This is a genomic window from Caenimonas koreensis DSM 17982 (assembly GCF_009646335.1).
Taxonomy (GTDB): Bacteria; Pseudomonadota; Gammaproteobacteria; order Burkholderiales; family Burkholderiaceae_C; genus Ramlibacter; species Ramlibacter koreensis.
Genome location: NZ_WJBU01000002.1, coordinates 371123 through 393039, shown reverse-complemented (window position 1 = coordinate 393039; position 21917 = coordinate 371123). Strand labels below are relative to the sequence as shown.

Here is a 21917-nt window from a genome sequence, read left to right as displayed (position 1 = left end):
CCCGCCAAACTGCACGGGCTGCTGCGCGGGCGCAATGCCCGACACAACAAACATCACAAGCGCGATGACGCAGCGCCACGCGGTGGCCGCTGCCACACTCACGGTTTTCTTCACCGTCCACTCCCTGAACACTTTTTTTGGAATGCGGACTATAACGGCTCTTGCAGAGCTGGCTCAAGCCAGAGGCTGCGCGCGCTATCTCACAAACCCGCCCCATCACCTGCTCCATCTGTTGGCATGATCTATGGACTTGCTTTGACGCTGCCGAAGGACCACCCAAATGAATGAATGCGAATTGCGCGACCTGATTGCTGACGTGCGTGGCGGCCGGCTTGCGCGCCGTGCCTTCATCACCCGCATGGCCGCATTGGGGCTGGCTGCGCCGCTCGCGGCGCAACTGCTCATGCACTCAGGCGGGGCACAAGCGCAGAGCACAGCCATCCCCTACAAGCCCACCCGGCGCGGCGGTGGCGGCCCGCTCAAGCTGCTGTTCTGGCAGGGCCCGACTTTGCTCAACCCGCACTTCGCCACGGGGACCAAAGACATCGAGGCATGCCAGATCTTTTATGAAGCGCTGGTCGTGTTCGACCCGGAGGGCAACATGGTTCCGGTGCTCGCCGCACAGGTGCCAACGCAGGCGAACGGCGGCGTGTCCAAAGATGGCCGCACGGTCACGTGGCAGCTCAAGCAAGGCGTGCAATGGCATGACGGCAAGCCCTTCACCGCCGATGACGTCGTCTTCAACTGGGAATACGGGCGCGACCCCGCCACCGCAGCCGTCACCAGCGGCACGATGACCAACATCAAGATGGAAAAGGTCGATGACTACACCGTGCGCGTGACCTTTCCTGCGCCGACACCGTTCTGGGCCTTGCATGGCACCGCGGGCCTCATACCTAAACACCTGTTCGCCCCCTACATCGGCGCAAAGTCGCGCGAGGCGCCAGCCAATCTCAAGCCGGTGGGCACGGGCCCCTTCAAGTTCGTGGACTTCAAGCCGGGCGATCTCGTGCGCGCTGAGATCAACATGAACTACCACATGCCCAACCGGCCGCACTTCGACACGCTGGAGCTCAAGGGCGGCGGCGACGCTTCGTCGGCTGCGCGTGCCGTGCTGCAAACGGGCGAATTCGATTTCGCGTGGAACCTGCAGGTGGAAGACGAGGTGCTCAAACGAATGGAAGATGGCGGCAAGGGCCGCGCGCACATCGTGCCCACGGGCGACCTCGAGTTCGTGCAGATCAACCTGAGCGACCCGTGGACGGATGTCGATGGCGAGCGCTCGAGCGTGAAGACGCGCCACTTTGCCTTTGCCGACGTGAATGTGCGGCGCGCCTTTGCACTGCTGGTGGACCGCAAAGGCATCCAGGAATTCATTTATGGCCGCACGGGCACCGCCACGGCCAACTTCGTCAATGCGCCAGCGCGCTTTCGCTCACCGAACTCGAAGCACGAGTTCAATATCGACAAGGCCAATGCATTGCTCGACGGGGCGGGCTGGAAGAAAGGCGCTGACGGCATTCGCGCGAAGAATGGAAGGCGCCTCAAACTCGTGTTTCAAACGTCGGTGAATGGCTTGCGGCAGAAAGAGCAAGCCGTGATCAAGCAGGCCTGCCAGAAGGCGGGTATCGAGATGGAACTCAAGGCCGTGACAGGCGCCGTGTTCTTCTCAACCGATGTGGCCAACCCGGACACCAACGGCAAGTTCATCGCGGACTTGCAGATGTATGCGGTGACGATGGGCGCGGCTGACCCGCTGCGCATGCTCGACCGGTTTGTTTCGTGGGAAGTCGCGTCGAAGGCGAACAAATGGCAAGGCCGCAATGGCTCGCGCTATGTCAGCCCCGAGTTCGACAAGCTCTACCGCGCAGCAGAAGTCGAGATGGACCCGGTCAAGCGCGCGGCCACGATCATCGCGATGAACGACCTGATAGCGCGCGACGTGCCCGCCGTGCCGCTGATCAGCCGCACGCGGGTCGTGGGCGTTGCCAACAAGCTGTCCGTGTGGACCAGCCCGTGGGACAACGACCTCGCGGGGCTTCACAGCTGGTACCGCGTGGCTTGAGCGTCACGGCCGTTACTGGTTCAGAATCAGGCTCGCGATGATGCCTGTCGCAATGGCAATCAGCACGTAGTCGCTGCCGACCTGCACCCACTGGTAGCCGCGTGGCGGCGCGTTCAGGTGATGGCCGCGCCAGTCATTCACGTAGTACTGGCGATTGAGGTATTGGTGGGGGATGTGGCCACCGCGGCGCCACTCGGGGCCGCGCGCGCCGTAGGTCTCGTAGCGCTGGTTGGTGCGTGCGTCCCAGCCGCTGTTGCCCCTGTAGTCACCCCGATAGTCACCCCTGTAGTCACCCCGGTACTCATCACGGCGGTCGCCGCGGTAGTCACCCCGGTAGTTGCCACGGTCGTCCACGCGGGCGTTCCAGCGGTTGTCGCGTCGCTGGTCGGCGCGTGGCTCACTGCGCTGCTCACCGCGTTGACTGGCGCGCAGGTCGCGGCCCTGGACGACGCCCTGCCGGTCGGCGTCGATGCCGCTGCCTTGCGCGAAGGAAGGCACCGAGGCAAGACCCATGACGGCAGCGACGGCGACGGACATGGCTTTCATGTTTTTCATATGGATGGCTCCGGTTGAAATGAGCTTGCATATTGCACCTGCGGTTGTGCACCTGACGCAAAGCGCATGCAAAGCTGATGCAAAGCGGCAGACACTTCTGGCAACTCGGGCTCACGTCCGTCACGGCGGCGGCATCCGGGCCTACAGATGGGCTGGCAACGCCGACGCCCATCGCCGGAAACTGCGGGCTGTCGCGCATTTGCAGCGCTCCATCGCAAGCCGCTCGCAGCCGCCACGAGGGGCCCCTAAATTCCGCTCCATCAGCACGACCGGCCTTGAAAGGACTTCACCATGCATAGCCCCCACATCACACCGCGCAGCCACCGCGTCGTCGCAGCTGGCCTTGCGATCGTCTTGAGCTGCGCCAGCGCCAGCGCTTTCGCAGGCTGGTTTGGCGGCGACACCGTCAAGGGCAACGGCATCGTCAAGATGCAGGAGCGGGCGCTCGGCCACTTCACGGGCGTCGAGCTGTCGCTGCCCGCACAGGTCGAAGTGCGCATCGGCAATGTCGAGAGCGTCGTGATCGAAGGCGACGAGAACATCCTGCCGCTGGTCGCCAGCGTGATCGAAGATGGCGCGTTGCAACTTCGCGCTTCTCGCCGCCACCTCGACATCGAGTCGAAGAAGCTGGAGATCATCGTCAACGCCAAGGAGATATCGGACCTGGGCATTGGCGGCTCGGGCTCCATCACCGCGGATTCGCTTCGCTCACCCAAGCTGCATCTGGGCATTGGCGGCGGCGGCTCGATCGAGGTGAAGCAGCTGCAGAGCGACGCCGTGGAAGCGGCGATTGGTGGCAGCGGCGCCATCAAGCTCGGCGGCGGCTCGACGCGCAAGCTCTCCATCTCCATCGGCGGGTCCGGCGATGTGCGGGCGCGCGGGCTCAAGGCAGAGGACGCCAGCGTGAGCATTGGCGGCTCCGGCTCGGCCACGCTCTGGACGACGGGCACGCTGCAAACATCCATCGCGGGTTCGGGCGACGTGAGTTACTACGGCGACCCGAAGACCAGCAGCAGCGTGGTCGGCTCGGGGCGCATCAAGCGCATGGGTGCTGCACCGCAGTAATTTCCAGCGCGGCAATGGCGCAAAATCCCCAATCGCACAGCGTTTGGGGACATCGCCATGAACCATCTCAGCGGAATCGACGCCGCCTTCCTGCATCTCGAATCGCCCGAGATGCCCATGCACGTAGGCTCGCTGAACATCCTTGAGCTGCCGCCGGGGTACTCAGGCGACTTCTTCGAGAACGTCAAGAAGTACCTGGCCGAGCGGCTGCACACCGCTGATGTGTTCACGCGCAAGCTGGCGTTGATGCCTTTCGACCTGGCCGACCCGGTGTGGGTGGAAGACGACGACATCGACCTGGACCATCACATCCGCCACATCACGCTGCCCAAGCCGGGCAGCAACGCGCAGTTGCAGCAGTACGTGGCGCGCCTGCATTCGACACTGCTTGACCGCAGCCGCCCGCTGTGGGAGTTCTTCATCATCGACGGCCTGCGCAGCGGCGAAGTCGCGCTGTACACCAAGGTGCACCATGCGCGCCTGGACGGCCAGGCCGGTGTTGCACTGGGCCGCGCGATTCTCGACACCGAGCCGTCGGGCCGCCGCGTCAAGCCGCCGCGCCCGAAACTGCGGCGTAACGACTACCAGCTGGGCGTGGCCGAGCTTCTGAGTGCAGCTGCCACCAACACGGCGCGGCAGGTCGTGAAGCTGGTCAAGGCATTGCCTTCGCTCGCCGCGGCCGCGAAGACCACCTTGCTGCCGGAAAAAGACGAGAACGGCAGGCGCAACTGGTCGCTGCCGAACAGCGCTGACTTCTTCGCGCCGCGCACGTCGATCAACGTGGCCATCACCAACCAGCGCCGGTTTGCAGCGCGCACGGTGCCGTTGGCCGAAGTCAAGGAGATCGCCAAGCGCACGGGCACTTCCCTCAATGACGTCGTGATGGCGACCGTGGCCGGCGCCTTGCGCGACTACTTCAACAGCCATCGCGAGCTGCCCGAAAAGCCCCTGCTGGCTGCTGTGCCCGTCAGCCTGCGCACGGCGGGCGACGAGTCGGCCAACAACCAGGTGAGCATGGTGCGCATGACGCTCGCCACCGATCTGCCCGAGCCGCTGCAGCGGCTCAAGCGCATCGCCGAAGCATCGGTGGAGATGAAGGCGATGATGGGCAAGGTGAAGTCGGCCATTCCGACGGACTTCCCGATGCTGGCCGCGCCCTGGCTGCTGTCGGGGCTGGCATCGCTGTACGGGCGCTCGCGCCTGGCCAATGTCATTCCGCCGATTGCGAACGTGATCATCTCGAATGTGCCCGGCGTGCAGACGCAGCTGTATTTCGCGGGCGCGAAGATCATCAGCTACTACCCAGTGAGCATTCCCGCGCACGGCATGGCGCTGAACGTCACCGTGCAAAGCTACAACGGCCGGCTCGACTACGGCCTGATCGGCTGCCGCCGCGCGCTGCCGGACATCGCCGATCTCGCCGATTCCTTGCTCGCCGAGCATCGCAAGCTGCTGGAGGTGGCGCGCTCGCTGGAAGCAGCGCCTGCTGCCATCGCCGCGCCCGTCGCATCGGCTGCGACTGCAGCGCCCGCCGCAGCAAAGCCGCGCGCGCCGCGCAGCAAGGCCAAGCTGAGTGTGGTTGCCAGCAGCAAGGCACCTGCTGCCAAACCTGCGCGCAAACGCGCGCCGCGTGCGGCAAAGGCTGCTTAGCAGCACGGCGTCATGCAGTGACCGGCGGCTCTGGCCGTATGCCCCGGTCGCTTCGCACCTTTTGCCCCGGCATGAAGATCGTGCGGTCTATCCATGTGCGAAAGCGCAACGCCGTCGCATCAGTTTGCCTCGCCAGGAGTTCGATCATCGCGTCGTCGCGCAAATAGGCGTCGCGCGCATTGCCGAACGACTTGACGCGATCGGGGAACGAGATGGCCAGCACACGCTCGGTCGCGGAAATCGGGAACACCTTTCGCGCATCGGCCAGGCGCAGCCAGCGGCAATAGTCATCGTCTTCGATCACATTGATGGTCACACCGCGAAACACATAGTGCTTGCCATGCACTGGCAGCCACGTGGCCGCCCGCGCGCGGTGGCGAAGACCGCAGGCGAGGTTGATCAGTGGCAACGCAATCGCCGCGCCCAGCAGCGGACTGCTGATCACCATGGCTGTCGGCCCCATGCGCCACGTCACCGCCAGATAGGCCGCCACGCACAGGACGATCTGCACAAGGGGCGAGGCCAGCAATCGCTTGAACATGCGCCTGATTAGACCCGGCTTACACTGCGGCGACAACACAGCGGGGCTGATTGCACGATGAAGATCACCAAGGCAAAAGTGGCCGCCATCACGGGCGCAGGTTCAGGCATTGGCCGGGCGCTCGCGCTCGAACTCGCGCGCCGGGGCTGCGCGCTGGCGCTGGCGGACATCAACGCAGCGCGTGTGCAGGAGACGGCCTCGATGGCGCAAGCGCTGGGTGCGAAGGCCGCAGCCGATGTGCTCGATGTTGCTGACCGTGCAGCGTTCATTGCCTGGGCATCGAAGACACGCGATGCGTTCGGCAACGTCCACATGATTTTCAACAACGCGGGCGTCGCACTCAGCGCGTCAGCCGAACACACGACGCCCGCCGACTTCGAATGGTTGATGGGCATCAACTTCTGGGGCGTGATCAACGGCACGCAAGCTTTTCTGCCGCACTTGCGCGCAAGCGGGCAGGGGCACATCGTGAACATCTCCAGCCTCTTCGGGATCATGGCGATGCCAGGCTCTTCTGCCTACAACGCGAGCAAGTTCGCCGTGCGCGGCTATACCGAGGCGCTGCGCATGGAGCTTGAGCTCGAAGGCGCGCCCGTGAGCGTGACGTGCGTGCACCCCGGCGGCGTGGGCACCAACATTGCGCGAGCCGCCCGCATGGACCCGGCCATGGTGGCGAAAAACGGCGGCGACGAGCAACGCCAGCGCGAATTCATGTCGAAGCTGCTGCAAGTCACCACGCCTGAATCGGCGGCGCTACAGATTTTGCGCGGCGTCGAGCGCAACGCGCCACGTGTGCTCGTCGGGCCGGATGCCCGCTTCATGGACATCGTCACGCGACTGCTCGGCCCCGGCTACCGCAAGCTCGTGATGCACAAGGTGCGACGCATCCGTGCGCAGATGTCATCGCCTGCAAGCGCCGCCCAGTGAGCAATACGACTGATTTCGTGGATGTCGTCGTTGTCGGCGCCGGCCTGTCAGGCATCGCCGCGGGCCACTACCTGCAGACGCTCTGCGCATCGCGCAGCTACACCATCCTCGAAAGCCGAAGCGCCATCGGCGGCACTTGGGACTTGTTCCGCTACCCGGGCGTGCGCTCCGATTCGGACATGTCCACGCTGGGCTATAGCTTCAGGCCCTGGGCTGACAACGCCATGTTCGCGTCGGCCACCACGATTCGCGACTATGTTGCAGCCACCGCGCGCGAAGAAGGCATCGAGCGCCACATCCGGTTTGGTATACGCGTCACGGGCGCTGACTGGGATTCGCAGCGTGCCCGCTGGTGTGTGAGCACGCTCAGCAGCCAGGGCGTGACTGCGCGCATCGAATGCCGCTTCGTGTTTTTTTGCAGCGGTTATTACGACTATGAATCGGGTTACGAGCCGCAGTGGCAAGGCCGCGATGAATTCAAGGGCACGATCGTGCATCCGCAGCAGTGGCCGGCAAGCCTCGACTACACCGGCAAGCGCGTCGTGGTCATCGGCAGTGGTGCCACGGCCATCACGCTCGTGCCCGCGATGGCCACGCGCGCAGCCCACGTCACGATGCTGCAACGCTCGCCGAGCTACATCATTGCGCTGCCTGCGCACGATGCGATAGGCGCGAAGCTGCGCCAATGGTTGCCGCCGCTTGCCGCACACCGGATGGTGCGCTGGAAGAACATTGTGGGCGCGACGCTGCTCTTCCAGTTCTCGCGGCGCTGGCCCGAGGCCATGAAGCGGTTGATCAGCAAAGGCGCGCGGCGCTACCTCGGCGCGGATTTCGATGTCGCCCGGCACCTGTCGCCGCGCTACGACCCATGGGACCAGCGCTTGTGCATCGCGCCCGATGGCGACTTCTTCCAGGCGGTGCGCAGCGGCAAGGCAGACATCGTCACGGGGGACATCGAGCGCTTCACACCGGACGGATTGAAGCTTGCGTCCGGCGAAGCGCTGGACGCCGATGTGGTGGTCACGGCGACGGGCCTGCGGCTGAAGATGCTGGGCGGCGCGGCCATCACGATCGATGGCGCTGCTGTTGATGCATCGAAGTCATTTGTCTATCGCGGCACGATGTACAGCGGCGTGCCCAACCTGGCCGTCGCCACCGGCTACACGAATGCGTCGTGGACGCTGAAGTGCGAGCTGTCGGCGCGCTATGTGTGCCGCCTGCTCAATGAGATGCAGGCAACGGGCCTCGACACGTGCGTGCCCGTTCATGATGATTCGCTGGCGGCAAGCGGCCCGGCCATCGATCTGTCGTCAGGCTACATCCAGCGCGCGGCCGCAACGCTGCCACGGCAGGGGGACCGCACGCCGTGGCGCATGTACCAGAACTATTTCCTCGACCTGCTCACGCTGAAATTTGCGCGCCTGCGCGACGGCGTGCTGCGGCTGGCTCGTGGGGCTTCCCGCTGACGCTGCATTCGGCGCCAGGCTGGTGCTTCACCACCTGTTGCGCAGTTCCCGCAACTTCGAAAACACCGTCTTCGCGTCCGGCTGGGCCGGCAGGTCGGGGAAGTCTTCGCGCAGCCGTGTGATCACGCCCGCGCTGTCCAGACGCATGAATGTGTTGATGCGCTTTTCGTCGGCGAGCGTGGTGACGAGCGCATGCGCCGGGTCCTGCCCTGTCACCTGGGCGAGCAATGCCTGCGCGGCTTCATTGCCCGGCTCGCGTGCGAGCGTGAACTTCAGGTTGTTCTCGATGTAGTCGTGGCCCGGGTAGATGCGCGTGTTCGCGGGCAGCTTGTCGATCTGGTCCACAAAGGTGGCGTACAGGTCGGCCACGTTGCCGCCGTTGTGCACATTGCCCGCCCCGGCGTTGAACAGCGTGTCGCCCGAGAACAGCGCCGGCTCATCGGTGTGCGAGCGCAGGCAGATGTGGCACATGGTGTGGCCCGGCGTGTCCATGCATTCGAGCTCGACGCGCTTGCCCACCTTGATCACGTCGCCGGCGCCGACACCGCGGTCAACGCCTGGGATGAGTTTGGCAGCGCGGTGGTGGGCGATGACCTTCGCGCCCGTGGCAGCCACGACAGCGGCGTTACCGCCAATGTGATCGTGGTGCTCGTGCGTGTTGAGCACCTGGGTGATCTGCCAGCCCTTGGCGCGCGCGGTTGCGAGCGTTTTTTCATGATCGAGCGGATCGATCGCCAGGGCTTCACCCGTGTCAGGGCAGGCGACCAGGTAGTTGAAGTTGCGAAACGAATTCGCGGTCCAGATTCTTTCGACGATCATGCGGCCAGTTTACGCGCCGCCCGCGCGGCAGCCACAGGGGGCAACGCGAAGTCCTCGGCCAGCATGGCCGGTATGGCCAGCACATCCTTGATGGAACGCACGCCGGCAATGGTGCGCTTGTGCAGCGCAGGGTTGCTGCCGCCCGCCCAGAGCCGCACCTGCGGCGGCAGCATGCCGCGCAACTCTTCCAGGCTGCGCAGAACATGCGCCGTGCCCAGCGCCCCCGTGAAGCTCAACCCGACCAGGTCCGACTTGTAGGCCTGCGCTGCAGCCGCAATCTGGTCAAGCGGAAGTCGCACGCCCAGCGAGACAACCTGGCAGCCCTGCAACGCGAACATGGCATGTGCCATCAACAACCCCAGCCCGTGATATTCCTGCGGCACCGTCGTGAGCAGGACCAGCGGGGCTTCGTCACGCACGGGCTGGGCCACGGCAGCGATGGCCTCCCGGACAACGTCGTACACCACATGCGAATACAGGTGCTCCTCATGCACCTGCAGCTCGCCCGATGACCAGGCATCCCCGATCAGTGCGTTGAACGCAGGCAGCTGCGCAGCGACGAATTGCTCAAGCCCGACCCGCCGCAGACACGCCAGCAGCTGCAACTTGAGCTGGTCCACGTCATGCTGCTTGACCACACGCAACAGCGCTGCGGCTTGCGGGCTCGCGGCACGGGAGCGGGCGGCGGGGGCCGGCGCGGCCAGCTCGCGAATGCCCTGCGCTCCAGCGGCGACCAGCTTGGCAGGGCGGTGGCCCTGCTGGACCAGCCGCTGCATCAGCCGCAACTGGGCCACTTGCGCCGCGTCGTAACTGCGCTCGCCGCGCTCGTCGCGCGCAGGCGCCGGAAATCCGTAGCGCCGCTCCCACATGCGCACGGTGGCGCGCGGCAGGCCGGTTTCCCGCTCAACCTCGGCGATCGACATCCATTTGCCGTCGGGTTGCGTACTGGTATTCATCGGATGGGACACATGGGCGAGCGGTGTTATTGTAGTATGACAAACAGAAATTCTGATTCAACCAAGATGCACTCACAGCTCAAGATTGCCGTGATCGGCAGCGGTATTTCCGGCCTGTCGGCAGCGCATTTGCTGCGCTGGAATGCGTCCGTCACGCTGTTTGAAGCTGATGCGCGCTTCGGCGGCCATGCGCACACGGTGGACCTCACGCTCGACGGCGTGACGCACGGCGTGGACACAGGCTTTCTCGTCTACAACGAGCGCACCTACCCCGGCTTGATCCGCCTGTTCGCCGAACTCGGCGTTACCACCGTCAAATCCGACATGTCGTTCTCGGTGCAGGTGCCCGGCGCGATGGACGGCGATGACCTGGAGTGGAGCGGCACCGACCTGGCCAGTGTCTTCAGCCAGAAACGCAATCTGCTGCGCCCGCGGTTCTGGGCCATGCTGCGCGACCTGCTGCGCTTCAATTCGCTCGCCACGCGGCTGGTGCGCGCTGATCTGCCCGACAACGACCAGCCCCTGGGCGATTTCCTGCGAGCCAACCGCTTTGGCGACGAGTTGCGCGACTGGTATCTCCTGCCGATGGTCGGCTGCATCTGGAGCAGCCCCATGAGCGAAGTGCTCAAGTTTCCCGTCGGCCCGCTGCTTCGCTTTTGCGACAACCACGGCTTGCTGCAGATCGCCAACCGTCCCCAGTGGTTCACTGTGCAAGGGGGCTCGCGCCAGTATGTCGAGAAGATCATCGCGGGCTTGCCGCAGGCGCGCCGCAGTGCCGCCGTTCGCGAAGTCGTGCGCGAACCGGGGCGCGTGCTCGTCAAGACAGACGCGGGCTGCGAGTCGTTCGACCGTGTGGTGATTGCGACGCACCCCGACCAGGCGCTCGGCCTGCTGGCTGACCCGACGAAGCAGGAGGCTGAGTTGCTCGGCGCGATCCGCTACCAGGGCAACCGCGCGGTGCTGCACACCGATGCGAGCGTGCTGCCATCCAACCCCCGCGCATGGGCGGCATGGAACTACGAGAGTGCAGCCCACTCGCCGGGCGATGTGTGCGTGCACTACCTGATCAACAAGCTGCAGCCGTTGCCGTGGAGCAAACCCGTCATCGTGTCGCTCAATCCGCTGCGCCCGATCGATCCGCGCTGCATCGTGCGCGAATTCGATTACGCCCACCCCATCCTCGATGGGGCGGCCGTGCGCGCACAGGCTCAGCTGCAGAGCCTCCAGGGGTTGCACAACACCTGGTATTGCGGCGCGTGGACGGGCTTTGGCTTTCACGAAGACGGGCTTGTTTCGGGCCAGGCCGCCGCCAAGTCGCTACTGCTTCGAAGCCGGATGCAAGAAGCTGCCGAGGCCAGCTTGTGAATGCACCGCTGATCGGATTTGGCCAGGTGCGGCACAAGCGGCTCAAGCCCGTCGAGCACGCGTTCGCCTATCCCACATTCTTCCTGCTGCTGCCGATGCGGGCGATGCATGCGTTGAAGGCCGCGGGGGATGGTCCGTCGGCGCTTGCACACAACCGGCGCGGCATTATCAGTTTTCACGACAGCGACCACGGCGACGGGCGCGCCAATTCGCTCGGCTGGCTGGACGAGCTGCTCGCCCTGCACAACATCCATGACGCCGACGGCGAAGCGTGGCTGCACTGCTATCCGCGCATGCTGGGCTACGCATTCAAGCCCGTGAGCTTCTGGTATTGCCACCGCGCCGACGACTCCTTGCGCGCCATCGTGGTCGAGGTGAACAACACGCACGGCGAACGCCACTGCTATGTGCTGGATGAACCCGCTTGGGGCCGCGAAATCGCCGCGCCCAAGGCGTTCTTCGTGTCGCCGTTCTGCAAGGTGGAGGGCTCGTACCGCTTCCGCTTCTGGCTGACGGGCCAGCGCGAAAACACGATCGTGCGCATCGACCATGACGACGAAACCGGCCCGCTGCTGCAGACCAGCGTCAGCGGCGAGCTCGAGCCGGTCACGGCACGCGCGCTGCGCCGGGCCGTCTGGCAGCACCCGATCCTCACGCTTGCCATCACGGCGCGCATCCACTGGCAGGCCGCCCGCCTGTGGATGGCGCGCGTCCCCTTTGTCCGCCATTTGCCCCAGAGCCGATGAACACAACGACCTCCTCCGACTACAAGCAAGGCGCCATACCGCCAACGCCGCCCACTGCGGCGCGCCTCGTGCTGCATCAGCTGGCTGGCCTGGAAGGCGGCACGCTCACGCTGCGACTGCCCAATGGTGAGACGCGCGTCTTCGGCGAAGGCGATGCCCATGCGTTCGCCACGCTGCACAACTGGAACGTGTTCGGCGCGGCGCTTGCCAGCGGGGATATCGGCATGGCCGAAACCTTCCTGGCCGGCGACTGGACGACACCATCGCTGGCCGACCTGATGCGCCTGCTGGTGCGCAACCGGCAGGCCATCGAGCGCGTGGTGTACGGCAGCTGGTGGGGGCGCTTTGCGTACCGCATGCGGCACCTGTTCAACCGCAACAGCCGCAGCGGCAGCCGCCGCAACATCGAGGCGCATTACGACCTGGGCAACAACTTCTACCGGCTCTGGCTCGACGACACGATGAACTATTCGTCGGCGCTCTTCGCCGGCGATACGACGCTCACCATGAGCCAGGCGCAGGAGGCGAAGGTCCGGCGCGCGCTCACCGCCGCAGGCGTGCAGCCGGGCGACCGTGTGCTGGAGATCGGCTGCGGATGGGGCGCGCTGGCCGAGATGGGCGCTCGCGACTTCGGCGCACACGTCACGGGCGTGACGCTGTCGCACGAGCAACTGGCATTCGCCAACCAGCGCCTGACAGACGCCGGCTTGTCGCAGCGCGCCGACCTGCGCCTGCAGGACTACCGCGACATCAGCGACGGCCCTTACGACGCGGTCTGCTCCATTGAAATGGTGGAAGCCGTCGGCCGCGAATACTGGCCGAGCTACTTCGGCAAGATCGCATCGGCACTCAAGCCCGGCGGCTTTGCGTGCATCCAGTCGATCGTGATGGACGACGCGCTCTGGCCGCGCTACATCGCGGGCACCGACTTCATCCAGCAATACATTTTTCCAGGCGGCTGCCTGCCGTGCCCCGCGGAGTTCGAGCGTCATGCACGCGAGGCCGGCCTTGAAGTGGTCGAGCAGTTCTCGTTCGGCCAGGACTACGCGTTGACGCTCAAATACTGGCGCGAGCGCTTCATGCACCAGCAGCAGGAAGTGCATCAGCTTGGCTTCGACGAAAGGTTCATACGACTATGGGAGTTCTATCTCGCCTATTGCGAAGCGGCCTTTGCCGAGGGCAACACGGACGTCGTGCAATACACGCTGCGCAAGCGTTCCTGATCTGCTCGGTGCTGGGCATTGCCCCTGCATCGCCCGCCGTGGCATCAGCGTCGGAGCGCGTGTGGGCATTGCCATCGGCCCTCACCTCGACCATGCCTTCCGCGCGGTTCGCCGGCGAGGGGCGGCTGACGTGGTTCGGCATTTCCGCGTACGACGCGCGGCTGTGGGTGGCGCCTGACTTCACGCAGCGCCACTTCGACCGGCATGCCTTCGCGCTTGAACTGACTTACCAGCGCAGCTTTCGCGCTGACGACATCGTGCGTACGTCGCTCGAGCAGATGCGCCGCGTGGGACCGATCGCGCCGGAGACAGCTGCGCGATGGGAGGCCCAGTTCAGGCCGCTGCTGCACGACTTCGTGGCCGGCGACCGCATCGTGGGCGTGAACCAGCCAGGGCGCGGCGCGAGCTTTCTCATCAACGGCAAACCCGTTGGGGAAGTGGCCGATCCGCAGTTCGCCAGGATGTTCTTCGCCATCTGGCTCGGCACCGCGACATCGCAGCCCAAGCTGCGCGCGGCCTTGCTCGCAGACACGCCGCCGTGAACCTGCCCAGCGCCGGCTGGCGCTACGGCCTGCTAGGGCTGCCGCTCGCCTTTGTAGCGTTGCCGCTGTATGTGCAGCTGCCGAACTTTTATGCGCGCGAGTTCGGTGTTTCGCTGGCGGCGTTGGGTGCTGTGCTGCTGGTGGTGCGCCTGCTTGACGCCGTGGTGGACCCATGGATTGGCGCGTGGATCGACAAGCTCTTCGCGCGCTCGGCGCAGGCGGTGCTCGCCACATCGGCCGCAGCCGCTGTAGCGCTCGCGGCGGGCTTCGCGTGGCTCTTCTTTCCGCCCCGGCTCGGCGCGTCTGCCCTGCTCGGGTGGATCGCAGCGGGGCTTGTGCTGACGTATGCGGCCTACAGCATCCTCACCGTTGCGCACCAGTCGTGGGGTGCGATGCTCGGCGGCGACGACAGCGAGCGCAGCCGCGTGTTTGCCTGGCGGGAAGGGCTCGGCCTGGTCGGCGTGCTGCTCGCTTCCGTGTTGCCAGTGCTCGCGGGCCTGCCAGTGACCACAGGCGTGCTCTGCGCAGCGCTTGCAGCGGGCTGGTGGGCATGGTCGCGGTCCGCACGGCCACAGGCGCAACCACAACAGCGCGAGCGCGTGGACTGGCGCACGCCGTTTCGCCACGCGCCATTTCGCCAGCTGCTGGCGGTGTTCCTGCTCAACGGCATCGCCAGCGCGGTGCCTGCGACGCTCGTGCTGTTCTTCGTGCAGGACCGCCTGCAGGCGCCGCCTTCGCAAGAGCCGCTGTTTCTAGGCAGCTATTTTTTGTGCGCGGCTTTGTCGATACCGCTGTGGGTGCGGCTGGTGACGCGCATCGGGCTTGCGCGCACGTGGCTCGCCGGCATGGCGCTGGCAGTGTGCGTGTTCATCGGTGCCAGCACGCTCGGCCAGGGAGACGGCGCGGCCTTTATCGCGATCTGCGCGTTGTCCGGCATCGCGCTGGGCACCGACCTGGCGCTGCCGAGTGCGTTGCTCGCGAGCGTGATCGAGAAGGCGGGCCTGCGCGGCAGTGGCGAAGGCATCTTCTTCGGCTGGTGGAACTTCGCGACCAAGCTGAACCTGGCGCTGGCCGCCGGCGTTGCCCTGCCGGTGCTCGGCTTCGCTGGCTACGCACCTGGCGTGCGTACGCCTGAAGCACTCACCGCGCTCACACTCGCCTATTGCCTGCTGCCCTGCCTGCTCAAGTGCGCGGCGGGCGCCCTTCTTTACTTCAACCTGATACGCCCTGGAGGCTCCTCATGACTCATCACTTCTCGCGGCGGCGCATGCTTGTGGCCGCATCGGCACTGTCCGTCGCAGCCATTTCCGGCTGCGCTTCACCCGAAATCTCCGACTACGCGGCCGAGCGTCCGGCGCTCGACTTGCAGACGTACTTCAACGGCACCATCGATGCGTGGGGCATGTTCACCGACCGGTCAGGCAAGGTCGTCAAGCGATTCACCGTCGTGCTCGACTGCAAGTGGCAAGGCAACACGGGCACGCTCGATGAAGACTTCACGTACTCGGACGGCACCAAGCAGCGCCGCGTATGGACCATCACGAAACTGGCCGACGGCCGCTACAGCGGCCGCGCTGACGACGTGGTGGGCGAAGCGCAGGGCCAGGCGCGCGGCAACGCGCTGCGCTGGAACTACACGCTGGCGCTGCCTGTGGACGGCAAAGTCTGGAACGTGCAGATGGACGACTGGATGTACCTGATGAGCGACCGCGTGCTGCTCAACAAGACCGTGATGACCAAGTTCGGCATCACGCTCGGCGAAGTAACGCTCTCCTTCACACGCCGGTCATGAGCTGGTGGAACCGCATTGTGGGCACCGCCAATCCATGCCTGGTGGACTGGCGTGGCCAGCGCGTGTGGATCGTGGGCGCCTCCACGGGCATCGGCCTGGCAACAGCGGCGGCGCTTCACGCTGCGGGTGCCACGGTGCATGTCTCTGCGCGCAAAGCCGACGCGCTTGCGAGCTTTGTCGCCGCGCATCCCGGCGCCATGGCATGGCCGCTCGATGTCGCCGAAGCCGCGCAGGTGCGCGCTGCAGCAGACGCGATCTTTGCGTTGGGGCCGCTCGACATGGTCGTGCTCGCGGCGGGCTACTACAAGGCCCTCGAAGCCACGCACTTCGACTTGCAAGAGGCACTGCGCCACCAGAGCGTGAACTATGTCGGTGCGCTGAACGTGCTGGATGCGGTGCTCGCGCCGATGCTGCGCGCGGGCTCGGGCCACATCAGTTTGCTGGGCAGCGTTGCGGGCTTTCGCGGCCTGCCGCTGAGCCTGGGGTACGGCCCCACCAAGGCGGCGCTCATTCACCTGGCTGAAGTGCTCTATCTCGATTTGCATCCGAAGGGCCTGGGCGTGAGCATCGTCAACCCCGGCTTTGTCGAAACACCGTTAACTGCGCAAAATGAATTCAAGATGCCCGCGCTGATGACGCCTGAGCAAGCCGCGCAAGAGATGCTCGATGGGTGGCGCAATGGCCGTTTTGAAATTCACTACCCTTATCGATTTACCTGGCCCATGAAGCTGCTGGCACTGTTGCCGTTTCGCATTTACCAGGCCATCGTGCGCCGGGGGACGGGCAAATGACGATGCGCATTTCCGACGCTGATCGCATTGCAGAATTCTTCGAGCGCTTCTCGCGTGCCGATCTGGTGCGCTTGCAAGATGCCTACGTGCCCGATGCCTTGTTCAAGGATCCGTTCAATGAGGTGCGCGGCCTGCCCGCAATCGAAAAGATTTTTCGCCACATGTTCGACACGCTCGACGACCCGAAGTTTGTCGTGCGGCATCGCATGTCGCAGGGCCGTGAGTGCTGGCTGGCGTGGGACATGGTGTTTCGTTTCAAGTCATCAAAGCCAGGCCAACAGGAAGTGATTCGCGGTGCGTCGCATCTCATGCTGGCGGATGACGGCCGCATTGCCGAGCACCGCGACTACTGGGACGCTGCGGAAGAGCTTTATGAGAAGCTGCCTGTGCTGGGCGCGCTGATGCGGTGGTTGAAGCGGAAGATTGCTACGTAGTTTTTTGCATGTTGCCGTTCGGGGGTGGGCCACGGCCGTCCGGTGGCCGATTCACTCCGTGTCCCCCGCCGGCCCTAGGGGCCGAGCTCCTCCTTTACCTGCGTGAATCGGCCACCGGACGTCCGAGGCCTGGACACAGCGGCTAAATATCTACTCGGTGATCACCGCTGCGCTCGATACAACGCGCAGAGGTTTTCACTGAGTTGATCACCAACCGCACTGCTTAGGCTGTGGACGTTGGGCGGACTTTTCCCGCAGGTAAAGAAGGGAGCCCGGCCCCGTGGCCGGCGGAATGACACGGAGGGAAAAGGCCGCCCGACGGCCGCAGCCCACCCTGAACAAAAGGGGGGCGCACTGCGGAGAAAAAACCGGAATCAGCTCCGCTGCATCTTCGCGCGCAAAGCCTCGTCCAACGTCCCCAGACTCTCCGCCAGGTGCGCTCGCGACTCGACAGACCGGCCGCCCTTGGCGACGGCGCTTCGCAATTGCGCTTCCAGCTTCGTTGCGTTGAAGCGCAACAGGCTGAGTGCATCGGCCGGCATGCCCGGCGCGCCGCGCGTGAGCATCGCTTGCAAACGCCTGATGTGCTCGCGCTGCAGGTTGCGGCGAATACGGTCGATATCGGCAGACGTGGAAAGCTCGCTCCAGATGGCGCGCTGCAACGTCTCGTACACCTCGTTCAATGAGATCAGGTTCTTGCGCTTGGCCGGTGGGACGTAGGCGGGCAGGTCGAGCAGGCGGTTCGCCGTGCCAGGGCTCAGGAGGCGATCGAGCGCGGCGAGCTGCACGCGCACTGCGGCCGTCGTGATGTCGGCCGGGCCGCCCCGCTCCCACTCGTTGTAGTCAACGGTGACCGACGACAACACCTGCGGCTTGAAGCGGAAACTGTCGGCGCTGAACAGGCCCGTGGCCAGGAACTGCAAGGCCTCGCGCTGCTTCGCGGGATCGACGGGCCTGAACGCCGGGCGGGCATTGGGGCCGGGCAAATCACGCTCGGTGTGCATGCCGCCCACATACTTCGCTGCCAGCTCGGCCACCGTTGCCAACGGGCCGAAACCGGCCATCAATGAGCGGCGCAAGCGCAGCGGATCGTCGGTGGCAACCGGCGGGCGCTCCTGCACGCGCGCCCACAACTCCTTGGACAACTGCAAGCGCTTGCGATACCAGGCGAGCGGGTTGTCGCCCAGGTCGAAGCGGCTGCTCAACGGGTCCATGCCATCCGCACCTGCAACGCCACCCGCATCAGCGTCGTCGCCATAGGCCAGCTGCGGCTCGGTGCTGCGGGCCGCGATCTTGCCGAGCTCTTCGCTTTCGCGGCCTGCGGCAATCGGCTTGTACGCGTATTCGATCGCCCAGTAGTCGTAAGGGCCGAGCGCCTGCCGGTGATAGCTCGCCTGCTTCTCGCCCTTGGCGGCGATGTTGACGGGCACGTATTCCATCACCGAGTTCGAGATACCGTTCGCCTCGGTATAGGTGCGATCCTGCAGCTGCGCGGCTGTCACTGTCGTGGAGCCGCGGAAGTTGTGTTTGAGGCCCAGCACATGGCCGACCTCATGCATGATCGTGCCCTTGATCGCGCCGAGCACGAATGCCTCTGCTGCCGCACTGTCGGGCGCGATTTCGTCGCGCGCTTCGAGCAGCTCAAGCGCGAAGTCCGACTCCTGCGCACTGAGATGCGCGTCTTCGCAGAAGTAAGCCGCGTCAGCAGCCGGCATGCTGCGGCGGCCCACATCGTCCACAAACTGGCGGCGCGAGCCGCGCGCGAACACGTCGCTCATGCCGATGTCGGCGTCGAGGATTTCGCCCGTGCGCGGGTCCGCGTGGCTCGGCCCGATGGCAAAGCCCACATCGGCGCCGACAAACCAGCGGATCGACGCGTGGCCCGCATCCATGTTGTCCCAGTCAGCGTCGTCGGGCTGCTGCTTCACCACGATGGCATTCTTGAAGCCGATGCGCTCGAAAGCCTTGTTCCATTCCAGGATGCCTTCCTGCACGGTGGGGCGGTAACGAGTCGGTATGTTCTTGTCGAGCCAGAACACGATGGGCGTCACCGGCTCGGAGATGGCTGCTGCCGGGTCCTTCTTGTCGAGCCGCCAGCGCTTGACGTAGTGCGTGCGCGGATTGGCCTTCGCATCGCCACCCAGGTCGGTGAACGACTCAGCGAAGTGGCCCAGGCGCGGGTCTGCATTGCGCGGTGCCATCGGTGCCTCGGGCAGCGCGAGGAAGCTGTAAACGTAATCGACAAACAGGCTGCGCGGATCAGGCGTGGCCGTGGGCGGGTTAGCGCCCGGCGCGCCGGGTGTGATCGGCGGCGCGGGGATGCGCGGCGTGGCAAAGTGGATGCGCGCTGTGAGTGCCGATAGCTTCGCATCGGCGCGCACGCGCTCGAACGATGAATTCGCACGATCCACGCCGAACGGCAGGCGATACGCCATTTCAAGCCGCGTCGAATAGCCGGGAATGTCCGACAGCAAAAAGCCTGCATCCACCAGCACCGAGCCGCGCTCGGGATGCTCCAGGCTCAACACGGGGCCGCTGCCCAGCAGGCTTGGCGAGAACGCCTGGTCGATCGCGCGTTTGCTGCCCTGGTCTGACACGGCGCGAAACTGCGTGTTGAGCGCGAGCAGCTGGAACTGCCGGCCGATCACACGCACTTCGGCCATGCGTGACAAGCCCATCTGGCTCGCGTACAGGCCACGCTCACCCACGGAATTTGCGATGTTGGCCGTGAACAGGAAGGGCTTGCCGATCATCGCCTTGGGCACTTCGAGCCAGACTTTTTCGTCTTTGCGCCAGACCGGGAAGAGCCCGTCGCTGCGCGATGCGCCGCGAATCACTTCAGCGAACGGCTTGGGCGCCGCCGGATCGGGTGCCGGGCGCGAAGCAGCCGACGCAGGCGGTGTGGCAGCGGCCACGGGCGCCACAGGCGCGGTGTCCTGGCGAACCGGTGTTTGCGCGCATGCAGACACGGCGGCAACCGCCATGACCAGCACCGCAGCCTGCCAATGCAGCTGGGCTTTCATTGCTCTGTCACTCCTCTTGCCTCTATCGGCTTGCTGTTATCGAACGCGTTCTGCTTCCACCCACTCGCCGATCACGTCTTCGAGCACGTCGAGCGGCAGCGCGCCCTGGTCGATCACCGCGTTGTGGAACCGGCGCAGGTCGAACTTCGTGCCCAGTTGGAGCTTTGCCTTGTCGCGCAGTTCCTCGATTTTCAGCGCGCCGATCATGTAACCGAGCGCCTGGCCCGGCCACGACACATAGCGATCGACTTCCGAGGTGAGAAAGCCCTTGTCCATGCCCGTCTGCGTGACCATGTAGTCGATGGCCTGCTGGCGCGACCAGCCCATGCTGTGCATGCCCGTGTCCACCACGAGGCGGGCGGCACGCAGCGCGCGCCACTGCAGGTGGCCGAACAGGTCATAGGGGTCGTCATAAAGGCCGATGCCGCGCCCCAGCGTCTCCGCATACACGCCCCACCCTTCCTGGAACGCCACATAGCCCGACGAGCGGCGGAACGCCGGCAGCGCCTTCAATTCCACGGCGCGCGCGATCTGCAGGTGATGCCCCGGCACGGCCTCATGTGCGGTGAGCGTGGCCATACGCCATGTCGGGCGTGTGCGCCAGCCCAGCGTGTTGGCGTTGAACCAGCCGGGCTTGGTGCCGTCGAGTGCCGGGCCGTCGTAGTACTCGGCGGCGTCGGGGCCCTGATGGTCCGGCATGGCTCGCACACCGTACGGCGCGCGCGGCAGCTCGGCGAACAGGCGCGGCAGCTCGGGCTCGATGCGCTTGGCCAGCGCGCGATAGCCATCGAGCAGTGCCTCGGGCCTCTTGTGGAAGAACTTCGGGTCGGTGTTCAGGTAGGTGATGAACTGCTCGAAGCTGCCTTCGAACTTCACCTGCCGCATGACGCCCGCCATCTCGGCGCGGATAGCCGCCATCTCGCGCAGGCCAATGGCGTGGATCTGCGCGGCGCTCAGGCGCGTGGTGGTGCTGCTGCGCACCTGCATCTCGTACACCTTCACGCCATCGGGGTAATTGAGCATGGCGCCGCTGGCAGGTGCGCGCGGGCCATATTCATCAACGATGAAAGCGCGCAGCTTGCGCATGGCAGGCAGCACATCGCTCTCGATGACGGTGCGGGCCAGCGTGCGCAAAGCAGCCTGGTCCGCAGCTGCGATGCCGCTGTGGGTTCGCTTGAACGGCGCGAAATACGGGCCCGCTTCCACGTCACCATTGATCTGCGTGTCGATCTGCGCGACGGCGCGCGCCACGATGTCCTTCGATGCGACCCAGCCCAGCGACATGCTGCGGCGCAGGCACGCGATCGACTGGTCCATCCACTTCGGCGAGGCGCGCATCCGCGCGATGAGCTGCTCGCCCTGCAACCTCGTCGAAAACGGCGCGTTCGTTGCCAGGTCAGCCAGCTCGGTCTGCGTGCCGCCGAGTGCGCCAATCGTCATGCAGCGATAGCCGGGAAATGCCTTGCCTTCAAGGTAGCGCTGCTGCTCGCTGATGAACATGCGCAGCGACACGCGGTCTTGCTCGCTGAGCCTGTCAGCGCGGATGGCTTTGGCCTCGGCGAGCCATGCGGCGGTCTGCCTGTCTTGCGCGTCCATCGCTTCGATAGACGCATCGGTGAGCTGGTCGTTGTAGCGCAGGTCACCGCGCGCCGATGCCCACTCGGGGTAACGCTTGGCGATCGCTTCCCAGTGGCGGTCGAACAGCGCGTGCAACGCTGCGGTTTCCTGCGGGTCGGTTGCTGCAATGGCGTTCAGCTCGCCTGAAACGGGATGGGTAGCGCGCGGCAAGTTCGCCGCGCGTTCGACGCGTTGTGACACCTTCGCCGGCGTTTGCGTTTGCGTTTGCGTTTGCGTTTGCGTTTGCGTTTGCGTTTGCGTTTGCGTTTGCGTTTGCGCAAAACCAGCGCCTGCAGCCGCGACCATCACGGCCGCGGCAATCCAGTCAAACCTCATGATG

At 65.2% G+C, this 21917-nt stretch carries 19 protein-coding genes; 13 read left to right on the top strand and 6 right to left on the bottom strand.

From position 1 onward, the window contains the following. Positions 1-280 precede the first annotated feature (280 nt). Positions 281-2065, top strand: a complete 1785-nt coding sequence (locus tag GHT07_RS03665; RefSeq protein WP_153583682.1) for a peptide ABC transporter substrate-binding protein — start codon at positions 281-283, stop codon at positions 2063-2065. A 12-nt stretch (positions 2066-2077) separates the two neighbouring features. Here the strand turns inward: GHT07_RS03665 and GHT07_RS03660 are convergent, their stop codons facing one another. Then, complete coding sequence (locus tag GHT07_RS03660; protein WP_228488147.1) at positions 2078-2620, bottom strand: RcnB family protein; 543 nt, start codon at positions 2618-2620, stop codon at positions 2078-2080. Positions 2621-2911: 291 nt separating this feature from the next. On the opposite strand from GHT07_RS03660, the gene GHT07_RS03655 reads away from it, so the two are divergent. Together GHT07_RS03655 and GHT07_RS03650 are read left to right on the top strand one after the other, a co-directional pair. After that, complete coding sequence (locus GHT07_RS03655; RefSeq protein WP_153583681.1) at positions 2912-3685, top strand: head GIN domain-containing protein; 774 nt, start codon at positions 2912-2914, stop codon at positions 3683-3685. A 57-nt stretch (positions 3686-3742) separates the two neighbouring features. Further along, the gene (locus tag GHT07_RS03650) at positions 3743-5335 is read left to right on the top strand and encodes a WS/DGAT/MGAT family O-acyltransferase (protein ID WP_153583680.1); all 1593 of its coding nucleotides are present in this window, start codon (positions 3743-3745) and stop codon (positions 5333-5335) included. A gap of 10 nt (positions 5336-5345) precedes the next feature. Here GHT07_RS03650 and GHT07_RS03645 read toward each other — a convergent pair whose 3' ends face one another. Next, on the bottom strand, positions 5346-5876 hold the full coding sequence (locus GHT07_RS03645; protein WP_153583679.1) for a hypothetical protein: 531 nt from the start codon (positions 5874-5876) through the stop codon (positions 5346-5348). A 57-nt stretch (positions 5877-5933) separates the two neighbouring features. Here GHT07_RS03645 and GHT07_RS03640 point away from each other — a divergent pair, with 57 nt between their 5' ends. Beyond that, positions 5934-6803 carry an SDR family NAD(P)-dependent oxidoreductase gene (locus GHT07_RS03640; RefSeq protein WP_153583678.1) on the top strand — a complete coding sequence of 290 codons (870 nt, stop codon included), beginning with the start codon at positions 5934-5936 and terminating at the stop codon, positions 6801-6803. Beyond that, positions 6800-8269, top strand: coding sequence for a flavin-containing monooxygenase (locus tag GHT07_RS03635; protein ID WP_323740778.1), 1470 nt, complete (start codon positions 6800-6802; stop codon positions 8267-8269). The genes GHT07_RS03640 and GHT07_RS03635 overlap by 4 nt, the downstream gene beginning before the upstream one ends. A 27-nt stretch (positions 8270-8296) precedes the next feature. On the opposite strand, the gene GHT07_RS03630 is transcribed toward GHT07_RS03635, so the two are convergent. Both GHT07_RS03630 and GHT07_RS03625 read right to left on the bottom strand, forming a co-directional pair. Next, complete coding sequence (locus GHT07_RS03630; RefSeq protein ID WP_153583677.1) at positions 8297-9088, bottom strand: hydroxyacylglutathione hydrolase; 792 nt, start codon at positions 9086-9088, stop codon at positions 8297-8299. Then, complete coding sequence (locus GHT07_RS03625; RefSeq protein WP_153583676.1) at positions 9085-10044, bottom strand: MerR family transcriptional regulator; 960 nt, start codon at positions 10042-10044, stop codon at positions 9085-9087. Before GHT07_RS03625 ends, GHT07_RS03630 begins: the two co-directional genes overlap by 4 nt. A 66-nt stretch (positions 10045-10110) precedes the next feature. Between GHT07_RS03625 and GHT07_RS03620 the strand changes: the two genes are divergently transcribed. Genes GHT07_RS03620 through GHT07_RS03585 form a run of 8 tightly spaced genes read left to right on the top strand, consistent with a single transcriptional unit; the run spans position 10111 to position 16937 of the window. After that, positions 10111-11409 carry an NAD(P)/FAD-dependent oxidoreductase gene (locus GHT07_RS03620; protein WP_153583675.1) on the top strand — a complete coding sequence of 433 codons (1299 nt, stop codon included), beginning with the start codon at positions 10111-10113 and terminating at the stop codon, positions 11407-11409. Further along, positions 11406-12155 (top strand): DUF1365 domain-containing protein, encoded by a 750-nt coding sequence (locus GHT07_RS03615; RefSeq protein ID WP_323740777.1) that lies wholly within the window; start codon positions 11406-11408, stop codon positions 12153-12155. The genes GHT07_RS03620 and GHT07_RS03615 overlap by 4 nt, the downstream gene beginning before the upstream one ends. Next, the gene (locus GHT07_RS03610) at positions 12152-13378 is read left to right on the top strand and encodes a class I SAM-dependent methyltransferase (RefSeq protein WP_153583673.1); all 1227 of its coding nucleotides are present in this window, start codon (positions 12152-12154) and stop codon (positions 13376-13378) included. Before GHT07_RS03615 ends, GHT07_RS03610 begins: the two co-directional genes overlap by 4 nt. A gap of 8 nt (positions 13379-13386) precedes the next feature. Next, a complete protein-coding gene (locus tag GHT07_RS03605; RefSeq protein ID WP_194792808.1) occupies positions 13387-13920 on the top strand; it encodes a chalcone isomerase family protein in 534 nt (177 codons plus the stop codon). Next, on the top strand, positions 13917-15164 hold the full coding sequence (locus GHT07_RS03600) for an MFS transporter (RefSeq protein WP_323740776.1): 1248 nt from the start codon (positions 13917-13919) through the stop codon (positions 15162-15164). Before GHT07_RS03605 ends, GHT07_RS03600 begins: the two co-directional genes overlap by 4 nt. Further along, positions 15161-15712: a DUF3833 domain-containing protein gene (locus GHT07_RS03595; protein ID WP_153583671.1), complete on the top strand. Its 552-nt coding sequence runs from the start codon at positions 15161-15163 to the stop codon at positions 15710-15712. The genes GHT07_RS03600 and GHT07_RS03595 overlap by 4 nt, the downstream gene beginning before the upstream one ends. Next, positions 15709-16503 carry an SDR family NAD(P)-dependent oxidoreductase gene (locus tag GHT07_RS03590; RefSeq protein WP_153583670.1) on the top strand — a complete coding sequence of 265 codons (795 nt, stop codon included), beginning with the start codon at positions 15709-15711 and terminating at the stop codon, positions 16501-16503. The genes GHT07_RS03595 and GHT07_RS03590 overlap by 4 nt, the downstream gene beginning before the upstream one ends. Next, positions 16500-16937, top strand: coding sequence for a nuclear transport factor 2 family protein (locus GHT07_RS03585; protein WP_153583669.1), 438 nt, complete (start codon positions 16500-16502; stop codon positions 16935-16937). The genes GHT07_RS03590 and GHT07_RS03585 overlap by 4 nt, the downstream gene beginning before the upstream one ends. Positions 16938-17311: 374 nt before the next feature. On the opposite strand, the gene GHT07_RS03580 is transcribed toward GHT07_RS03585, so the two are convergent. Beyond that, the gene (locus tag GHT07_RS03580; RefSeq protein ID WP_153583668.1) at positions 17312-19960 is read right to left on the bottom strand and encodes a zinc-dependent metalloprotease; all 2649 of its coding nucleotides are present in this window, start codon (positions 19958-19960) and stop codon (positions 17312-17314) included. A 36-nt stretch (positions 19961-19996) separates the two neighbouring features. Further along, a complete protein-coding gene (locus tag GHT07_RS03575) occupies positions 19997-21913 on the bottom strand; it encodes a DUF885 domain-containing protein (protein WP_153583667.1) in 1917 nt (638 codons plus the stop codon). Positions 21914-21917 lie beyond the last annotated feature (4 nt).

Excerpts from the sequence above, each read along its gene's own strand:
- GHT07_RS03625 (WP_153583676.1), bottom strand. The coding sequence starts at position 10,044 with ATGAATACCAGTACGCAACCCGACGGCAAATGGATGTCGATCGCCGAG.
- GHT07_RS03610 (WP_153583673.1), top strand. The coding sequence starts at position 12,152 with ATGAACACAACGACCTCCTCCGACTACAAGCAAGGCGCCATACCGCCA.
- GHT07_RS03580 (WP_153583668.1), bottom strand. The coding sequence starts at position 19,960 with ATGAAAGCCCAGCTGCATTGGCAGGCTGCGGTGCTGGTCATGGCGGTT.
- GHT07_RS03630 (WP_153583677.1), bottom strand. The coding sequence starts at position 9,088 with ATGATCGTCGAAAGAATCTGGACCGCGAATTCGTTTCGCAACTTCAAC.
- GHT07_RS03620 (WP_153583675.1), top strand. The coding sequence starts at position 10,111 with ATGCACTCACAGCTCAAGATTGCCGTGATCGGCAGCGGTATTTCCGGC.
- GHT07_RS03655 (WP_153583681.1), top strand. The coding sequence starts at position 2,912 with ATGCATAGCCCCCACATCACACCGCGCAGCCACCGCGTCGTCGCAGCT.
- GHT07_RS03660 (WP_228488147.1), bottom strand. The coding sequence starts at position 2,620 with ATGAAAAACATGAAAGCCATGTCCGTCGCCGTCGCTGCCGTCATGGGT.
- GHT07_RS03650 (WP_153583680.1), top strand. The coding sequence starts at position 3,743 with ATGAACCATCTCAGCGGAATCGACGCCGCCTTCCTGCATCTCGAATCG.
- GHT07_RS03585 (WP_153583669.1), top strand. The coding sequence starts at position 16,500 with ATGACGATGCGCATTTCCGACGCTGATCGCATTGCAGAATTCTTCGAG.
- GHT07_RS03645 (WP_153583679.1), bottom strand. The coding sequence starts at position 5,876 with ATGTTCAAGCGATTGCTGGCCTCGCCCCTTGTGCAGATCGTCCTGTGC.
- GHT07_RS03590 (WP_153583670.1), top strand. The coding sequence starts at position 15,709 with ATGAGCTGGTGGAACCGCATTGTGGGCACCGCCAATCCATGCCTGGTG.
- GHT07_RS03665 (WP_153583682.1), top strand. The coding sequence starts at position 281 with ATGAATGAATGCGAATTGCGCGACCTGATTGCTGACGTGCGTGGCGGC.
- GHT07_RS03595 (WP_153583671.1), top strand. The coding sequence starts at position 15,161 with ATGACTCATCACTTCTCGCGGCGGCGCATGCTTGTGGCCGCATCGGCA.
- GHT07_RS03640 (WP_153583678.1), top strand. The coding sequence starts at position 5,934 with ATGAAGATCACCAAGGCAAAAGTGGCCGCCATCACGGGCGCAGGTTCA.
- GHT07_RS03575 (WP_153583667.1), bottom strand. The coding sequence starts at position 21,913 with ATGAGGTTTGACTGGATTGCCGCGGCCGTGATGGTCGCGGCTGCAGGC.